The sequence below is a fragment of the Actinoplanes sp. NPDC048791 genome (genome assembly GCF_040650095.1).
GTDB lineage: Bacteria > Actinomycetota > Actinomycetes > Mycobacteriales > Micromonosporaceae > Actinoplanes.
Map to the genome: position 1 here is coordinate 1 of NZ_JBEZGQ010000386.1, position 7,274 is coordinate 7,274.

A 7,274-nucleotide genomic window follows, 5' to 3' on the forward strand; every position below is an offset into this window, starting at 1 on the left:
CGGGCCGGGCGCCGACACGGCGCCCGGCCGCGGTCAGGAGCACTGCTGGTCGAGCGGGGAGAGCCAGTCCTTGAGCGTGGAGCCCAGCGTCGTGTTGACGTCCTGGGTGGTCTTCACCGCGCTGAAGCTCTTGGCGTCGGCGGCCTTGGCCTTCAGCTTTTCCGCGGTCTGCTTGCCGGCGGTACGCAGCTCCGGGTCGGTGCTCTCCGCGGTGGCGCTGCCGATCGCGGTCGCGAACGCGGTCAGCGCCTGCTTGACCTCCTGCTCGTTCTTCTTGTCGTCGCCGGCGGTCTTGCGCGCGTCGGCCAGCTCGGTGAGGGCCTGGGCGAACGGCGCCATGTGCCGGCTGTAGACCTTGCCGAGAGCTTCGCACGCGGACCTCGTCGAGGCCTCCGCGCTGCGCTGGGCGGCGGGCGGCGCCGAGGCCGTACCGATGCCCACGCCGGCCTCGCCGGGTGCGGGATTGGTGGCGGTGCCGCAGGCAGCCGCCGAGAGCAGCACGCCGCCTAGAAAGATCGCCTGCACAGCCTGGCGCATCGGGGGAACCTCCTGCTGATCGGGGATGCGGGAACGTGGGAGCGCTCCCATCGCGCTCTGCACCATACGTCGCGGTGCAGTCCTCGTCTAGAGACGCCCTTCTATTCCACCGCCCAGTATGCCGGGGGAAGATTCACCGGATGTCGCCTCCCGGCGGGCGTACTCGGGAGACGATGACGGCATGCAAGCAGCACAGGGCGTGCCGTTGTCGTGATGAGCCGTACCTTCGGAATCCTCTCGCCGTTCGTGGGCGGTGACTACTACGGGGCGATCATCGCCGGCGTCAACAGTGCCGCCGTGGCCGCCGGCGACCGGGTCATGGCGGTCCAGACGCTGGATCCGGGTTCGTACAGCGCCGACCGCAGCGGCCTGCCGGACTTCCGCCGGCCGGTGGCCTGGCAGCACCTGGCGGGCCTGATCGTGCTGCCCGGCGCGGTCGACGCCGCCTACGCCCGGGCTGCTCGGACGGCCGGCAAGCCGGTGGTCCTGGTCGGGCACGAGGTGCCGGACAGCGACTGCTCGTCCGTGCTGGCCGACAGCCGCAGCGGGGTCCGGGAGGCCGTCACGCATCTGGCCGGGCACGGCCACGAACGGATCGCCTTCGCCGGCAACCTGACCCACTTCGACGTCCGGGAACGGCACGAGGGCTACCGGGAGGGACTGCTCGCCCAGCAGCTCACGCCGCGGTCCGAGCTGTTGTACGCGCTCAACGACAATCACGAGACCGGCGGCGAGTTCGTCGCCGACGCCCTGATCCGGGCCGGGATGCCGGCGACGGCCGTCGTGACGGGCACCGACCGCAACGCCATCGGCCTCATCCGCCGGCTGGCCGAGGCCGGCTACACGGTCCCCGGCGACCTGGCCGTGGTGGGCTTCGACGACATCGCCGACGCGACGTACCTGCGGCCGAGCCTGTCCACAGTGCGCCAGCCGCTCGACGCGCTGGGCGCGGCCGTGCACGCCCTGGCCCGTGAGCTGGCGGCGGATCCGCGGCTACCGGCCGCCGTACGGTTCGTGCCCACCACCTTCGTGCAGCGCGACTCCTGCGGCTGCCCGAGCCGCGGGCTGCCGGTGTCGGAGTCGCGCACCCGGGAGCTGTTCTCCGACGTCCGCTACCTGCAGGCCACGCTGAACGTGCAGTACGAGCTCGGCATCGAGCTGCTGGGCTCGCACGAGAAGGACCCGCGCGGCCTGGCCTGGATGGAGAGCACCCCGGCGGTCGGCGGTTGCCTCGGTCTGTGGCGCGGCGAGGGTGAGCCGCGCGGCGACGATCCGCTGCTGGAGGTGGTAGGGGAGTTCCGGGCCGGGGGCGGGAAACGCTCCGGGCCGGTGAGCGCGTTCCCCCCGCCCGGGCTGTTCACACTGGCGGACGGCCCGGCCGGCGACATCGTGTTCGTCGTGCCGGTGCGCAGCGCGTCGCGGGACTGGGGCGCGCTGGCGGCGGTCGGGCGGATCCAGGCCAGCACGCCGCCGGGCCGCGAGATGATGAACCAGGCCGGTGCCCTGCTGGCCGCCGCCCTCGACCGGGACGCGATGGTGGCGTCCCTGCGGGACCAGGAGGAGCGGCTGCGCAACGCCGCCCTGCACGACCACCTGACCGGCCTGCCGAACCGGGTGCTGCTGGCCGACCGCCTCCAGCAGGCCGGCCTGCGCGCTGCCCGGCAGCCCGGCCACCGCTTCGCCGTCCTGCTGCTCGACCTGGACGGGTTCAAGGCCGTCAACGACTCCCTGGGTCACGCGGCGGGCGATGTCCTGCTGGTGGAGGTGGCCCGCCGCCTGACCGGGCTGGTGCGTCAGTCCGACACCGTCGCCCGGCTCGGCGGTGACGAGTTCGTCGTGCTGCTCGACGGCTTTGCGACCTGTGACGGCCACGAGCGGGTCCGCGACGCGATCACGGCCGCGATCACCGAGCCGTTCGTCATCGACGGGTGCCCGGTCGAGGTCGGCCTGAGCATCGGTGTCGCACTGTCCACCGACGCTTCGGCGGACCCCGACCATCTGCTCCGGGAGGCCGACGCGGCGATGTACCGCGAGAAGTCGACCGCCCGGCGTCGCTGACCGCCGGGGGAGCGGCTCAGCCGGTGCTGCACACCGTGCCGTTGAGGGCGAACACCCCGGGCAGCACGTTCGGTCCGCTGTAGGCACCGACGAACCCGGCCGTGGCCGTGGCACCGGCGGCCAGCGTGGCGCCCGGGTCGCTGGTGACCCGTACGTCGCGGCCGGTCTGGGTCCAGGTGGCGCTCCAGCCGCTCTGCACGCTCTGCCAGCCCGTGGGCCAGGTGAAGGTCAGCGTCCAGCCGGTGACCGGGGCGGGCCCGTTGTTGGTGACCTCGACGGCGCCGACGAAGCCGTTGCCCCAGTCGTTGGTGTCGCTGAACTTGACCGTGCAGCTGCTGCTCGCCGGGGCGGTGGTGGTGACGGTCAGCGGCAGGGACGACCACGACACCCGGCCCGCGGTGTCCCGGGCCAGCACGTTGACGGTGTAGCGGGTGCCGGGCGTGAGGTTGCGGGCGGTGAAGGACGTGCCCGAGGTCTCGCCGAGCTGCTCGCTGACGGCCCCGTTGGCCCGGTACACCTCGTACTTGGCGATCGGGTCGCGGCCGGGCCGCGCCGCCGGCCAGGAGATCGTCGCGGTCCGGTCGGTGACGGCCCCGGCGACGGGCGCGCCGGGTGCTCCGGGGGCCCCGGAGCCGGTCCGGGCCGGGTGCAGGGTCACAGCGTGAGCGAGTACGGCGCCAGCGTCTGCTCAGTCGCAGTTCCCACCGCGGCGGTCTCGAGCGCCGGGGCACCGTTACCGAGCGAGATGACAGTCGGCGCGGTGCTCGTGCTCGGGCTGTACCCCCGGTAGTCCAGGGTGGCCGTCCGCTCGTTGTCGGGGTCCCGGTTGACCAGCAGCACCTGCAGGTCGCCGTTGGGCCGGCGGGCGGCGTGCGCGGCGACGAGCGGATCGTCGGTGCCGGCCCGGACCAGCTGGTCGCCCGGGTGCACGAAGGACTTCATCAGCGTCAGCGCGTGGTACGGCGCGAACGGCGTGTTCAGCGGCGGCTCGCACACCGACCCGTCGGACGCGCAGTTGCCGGAGGAGAGCAGGCCGAAGTCGCCGTAGTCGCGCTGCCCGGCAACGGTCGACACGTTGCCGATGCCGTTGTGGACGTTCCACCACTGGACCGTGAAGACGCCGTTCTCCAGCAGGTCGCTGTACGCGTCGGCCAGGAACAGGGCGCCGGGCTGGGTGTTCTGTCCCACCCCGACGTTCATCTCGGTCAGGCTCACCTGGATGCGGCCGGCGTTGCTGCCGGCGTACTGGTCGATCTGCCGGCGCAGCAGGTACATGGCGTCGTCGACGTGACTGGTCCTGGTGAGCGCCTCGGCCGCCGTGCCGCCGCCGGGATACCAGTGCACGTCCACGAAGTCGATGTGCGCACCGGCGCGGGTGAGCACCTCCTGGTTCCAGGTCCCGGCGTCGCCCGCGCCGACCAGCCCGTCGGGCCAGTTGCCCGGCGTGGTGAGCACCGCGCCGATCTTGATGTCCGGGTCGACGGCCCGCATCGCCTCGGCGAACGCGACCACCCCCGCGGCGTACGCGGCCGGGCTCTTGTCGGCATGGTTGTCGGCCTCCCACGGCTCGCCGTAGTGGCCGTTGCCGTAGTTCTCGTTGCCGATCGTCCAGTACCTGGCCCGGTAGCCCTTGTCCTTGGCGTGGCGCACCCAGTCCGCGGCCTCCTGGGCCGTCCCGGTGCCGTAGTTCGCGATGATCATCGGCTCGGCACCGATCCGCCCGGCCGAGGCCATGAAGGTGTCGAAGTCGGTGTCCGGGGCGACGTAGCCACCGGGCGCGGTGTGGTCGCGCCAGTGGTAGATGTCGGCGTACGAGCCGCCGGGGTAGCGCAGCATCCGCACGCCGGCCGACTTGAGCAGGTCCGAGGTCTCGGCCGTGCCCAGGTTGGTGTCCCAGATGGCGTCGTTGACGCCCAGGGCTGTGTCCGGAACGGTGGCCAGGCCCGCCTGGGCGTTCACGGTCACGGCGACGGGAGCGGGGGCGGCGGCGGGCGCGGCGGTGGAGGCGGTGGGTGCGGCGACACTGCACAGCGCGGCGGCGCCGAGCAGCAGCGAACCCCGCGCGACCCGGTGGAAGATCGCGGACGGCATGGCTCTCCGATCGGAGGACAGCGAAAGTTGGGAGCGCTCCCATACTCGCTGTCGCAACGATCACTGTCAATCTCCCTCCGCGCGGCCCGGCGGCCTGGGAAATCCTCACATTCGGCACAGGTCAGTCGAACAGTCAGACGAGCCCATCGGGGGGCTTCCAGGGCGGACAGGTGATTCGGTTGAAGATGTCGAACCTCAGAGTCGGGCTCCGGCTCGGCGCCGGCTTCCTCGTGGTGATCATCGGCATGGTCGTGCTGACGGTCATCGGCGTCAGCGAGGTCAACAAGATCAACGATCGGCTGACCGTCGTCAACGACCTCAACGGCGTGAAGCAGCGGTACGCCATCAACTTCCGGGGCAGCGTGCACGACCGCGCGATCGCCGTCCGGGACGTGGTGCTCGCCCGTACCGGTGCCGAGGTGCAGACCGAGGTCGACACCATCGCCAAGCTGACCACCAAGTACGACGAGTCCGCGGTCAAGATGGCCGCGATGTTCACCGACGGGTCCGACGTCAGCGCCGAGGAGAAGCAGGCCCTCGCCGAGATCAACCGCATCCAGGCCAAGACACTGCCGCTGATCAGCCAGGTCGTCGACCTGCGCCGGGCCGGCACCGACGAGCAGGCCTACGTCGTGCTCACCACGCAGGCCAAGCCGGCCTTCATCGAGTGGCTCGCCGCCATCAACGTGTTCATCGACCTCGAGGAGGCGATGAACAAGGCCGAGACGGCCCAGGCCCGCGAGATCGCCGACGGGTTCATGACCATCATGGTGATCGGCCTGCTGCTGGCCGCCCTGATCGCGGCGCTGGTCGCCTGGCGGATCACCCGCGGCATCACCCGGCCGCTGGCCGAGGCCGCCGACGTGCTCGTCGCGGTGGCCGACGGCGACCTGACCCGGCGGGTGGACGTACGCGCCGCCGACGAGGTCGGCCAGATGGGCCGCTCGGTGAACACGGCACTGGACGCGATCAGCACCGTCATCACCGAGTTCGGCCGCAGCGCCCAGGGCCTGGCCCAGACCAGCCACCGCATCGGCGCTCTGTCCGGCCAGATCGCCAAGGGCGCGGAGGAGTCCTCGTTGCAGGCCAACGTGGTGGCCGACGCGGCCCAGGAGGTCTCCCGCAACGTGCAGACCGTGGCGGCCGGCTCGGAGGAGATGGGCTCCTCGATCCGCGAGATCTCGCACAACGCCAACGAGGCCGCCACCGTCGCGGCCCGGGCGGTCGACACCGTGCGGGTCACCACCGACACCGTGTCCCGCCTCGGCGATTCCAGCCGCATGATCGGCGACGTGGTCAAGGCGATCACCAACATCGCCCAGCAGACCAACCTGCTCGCCCTGAACGCGACCATCGAGGCCGCCCGGGCCGGCGAGGCCGGCAAGGGCTTCGCGGTGGTGGCCGGTGAGGTCAAGGAGCTGTCCCAGGAGACCGCCCGGGCCACCGAGGACATCTCCCGCCGGGTCGAGGCCATCCAGGCCGACACCACCAGCGCGGTCGCCGCGATCGCCGAGGTCACCGCCGTCATCACCCAGATCAGCGACTACCAGACCACGATCGCCTCGGCGGTCGAGGAGCAGACCGCGACGACCAATGAGATGAACCGCAGTGTCAACGACGCCGCGTCCGCCTCCGGCCAGATCGCCGCCAACATCAACAACGTGGCCGACGTGGCCCGCAACACCACCGCCTCGGTCGAGGAGTCGCGCCGCGCCGCCGACGAGCTCGACGAGGTGAGCCGCAAGCTCCAGGCCCTGGTCGGCGGCTTCCGGATCTAGTCGCATCTGACGCACAGCGTCCCGGCGTGAGCACCACGCGCCGGGACGCTGTGCTGTGCGCGGCGCGCCGGTGAAAGACCGGGCCGGGTGCCGGACATGTGCCAGGGTGAACGTGGTGAACACGCAGGCGCGCCGGGCCCGCTTCGAGGAGCTCGCGGTCCTGCTGATGGAGCCGCTGCGCCGGTTCCTGGTCCGCCGTACGGATCCGGACACCGCCCAGGACGTGCTCTCGGAGACGCTGCTGGTCTGCTGGCGCCGGCTCGACGAGGTGCCCGAGGACCGCCTGCCCTGGGCGTACGGTGTCGCCCGGCACTGCCTGGCCAACGCCGAACGCGCCCGCCGCCGCCAGGGCCGCCTGGCGGCCCGGATCCTCGCCCTCGATCCGCCCCCGGCCGCCGTCGCCGAGCCCGCCGAGCTCCCGGACGAGCACCTGCACACCGCGCTGGGCCGGCTGGGCGCGCTGGACGCCGAGATCGTCCGCCTGTGGGCCTGGGAGGACCTGGGCCCCGCGCAGATCGCCGCCGCGCTGGAGCTCACCCCGAACGCGGTCAGCATCCGGCTGCACCGGGCCCGGGGCAAGCTGCGGGCGGAGTTGCGAAAGCTCGGCGCGGGTGCCGGACATGACGTACCGGAAGAGGGGAGGCGGCCGTGACCGACGACGACCTGCGGCCCGGCTGGTGCCGCTGTCCCCGGACCGCGTGACCCGTCTGCTGGAGGATTCCATGATCACCGACCTCGGCACCGTGCCACCCCGTCCGCGCCCCGTCCGCCGGTGGGCGCTCGCCGCGGCCGGCCTGGTCCTCGTGGCCG

Annotated in this window: 6 protein-coding genes; 3 read left to right on the forward strand and 3 right to left on the reverse strand. The window is 72.2% G+C overall.

Annotated elements, in window-relative coordinates; translation table 11 throughout:
• Window positions 1-33: 33 nt before the first annotated feature.
• Window positions 34-537: a hypothetical protein gene (locus AB0C29_RS25300; RefSeq protein WP_360824664.1), complete on the reverse strand. Its 504-nt coding sequence runs from the start codon at window positions 535-537 to the stop codon at window positions 34-36.
• Window positions 538-750: 213 nt separating this feature from the next.
• Here AB0C29_RS25300 and AB0C29_RS25305 point away from each other — a divergent pair, with 213 nt between their 5' ends.
• Window positions 751-2,595: a GGDEF domain-containing protein gene (locus tag AB0C29_RS25305; RefSeq protein ID WP_360824667.1), complete on the forward strand. Its 1,845-nt coding sequence runs from the start codon at window positions 751-753 to the stop codon at window positions 2,593-2,595.
• A 16-nt stretch (window positions 2,596-2,611) separates the two neighbouring features.
• Here AB0C29_RS25305 and AB0C29_RS25310 read toward each other — a convergent pair whose 3' ends face one another.
• Both AB0C29_RS25310 and AB0C29_RS25315 read right to left on the reverse strand, forming a co-directional pair.
• Window positions 2,612-3,253, reverse strand: a complete 642-nt coding sequence (locus tag AB0C29_RS25310; RefSeq protein ID WP_360824670.1) for a cellulose binding domain-containing protein — start codon at window positions 3,251-3,253, stop codon at window positions 2,612-2,614.
• Window positions 3,250-4,686 (reverse strand): hypothetical protein, encoded by a 1,437-nt coding sequence (locus AB0C29_RS25315; protein ID WP_360824673.1) that lies wholly within the window; start codon window positions 4,684-4,686, stop codon window positions 3,250-3,252. Before AB0C29_RS25315 ends, AB0C29_RS25310 begins: the two co-directional genes overlap by 4 nt.
• A 185-nt stretch (window positions 4,687-4,871) precedes the next feature.
• Here AB0C29_RS25315 and AB0C29_RS25320 point away from each other — a divergent pair, with 185 nt between their 5' ends.
• Entirely contained in the window at window positions 4,872-6,464 is a 1,593-nt protein-coding gene (locus AB0C29_RS25320; RefSeq protein ID WP_360824676.1) for a methyl-accepting chemotaxis protein, read from the forward strand.
• Between the two features lie 115 nt (window positions 6,465-6,579).
• Window positions 6,580-7,116, forward strand: a complete 537-nt coding sequence (locus tag AB0C29_RS25325) for a sigma-70 family RNA polymerase sigma factor (protein ID WP_360824679.1) — start codon at window positions 6,580-6,582, stop codon at window positions 7,114-7,116.
• Window positions 7,117-7,274 lie beyond the last annotated feature (158 nt).

Coding starts and splice junctions, on each gene's coding strand:
- AB0C29_RS25315 (WP_360824673.1), bottom strand. CDS start 4,686: ATGCCGTCCGCGATCTTCCACCGGGTCGCGCGGGGTTCGCTGCTGCTC.
- AB0C29_RS25305 (WP_360824667.1), top strand. CDS start 751: ATGAGCCGTACCTTCGGAATCCTCTCGCCGTTCGTGGGCGGTGACTAC.
- AB0C29_RS25300 (WP_360824664.1), bottom strand. CDS start 537: ATGCGCCAGGCTGTGCAGGCGATCTTTCTAGGCGGCGTGCTGCTCTCG.
- AB0C29_RS25320 (WP_360824676.1), top strand. CDS start 4,872: ATGTCGAACCTCAGAGTCGGGCTCCGGCTCGGCGCCGGCTTCCTCGTG.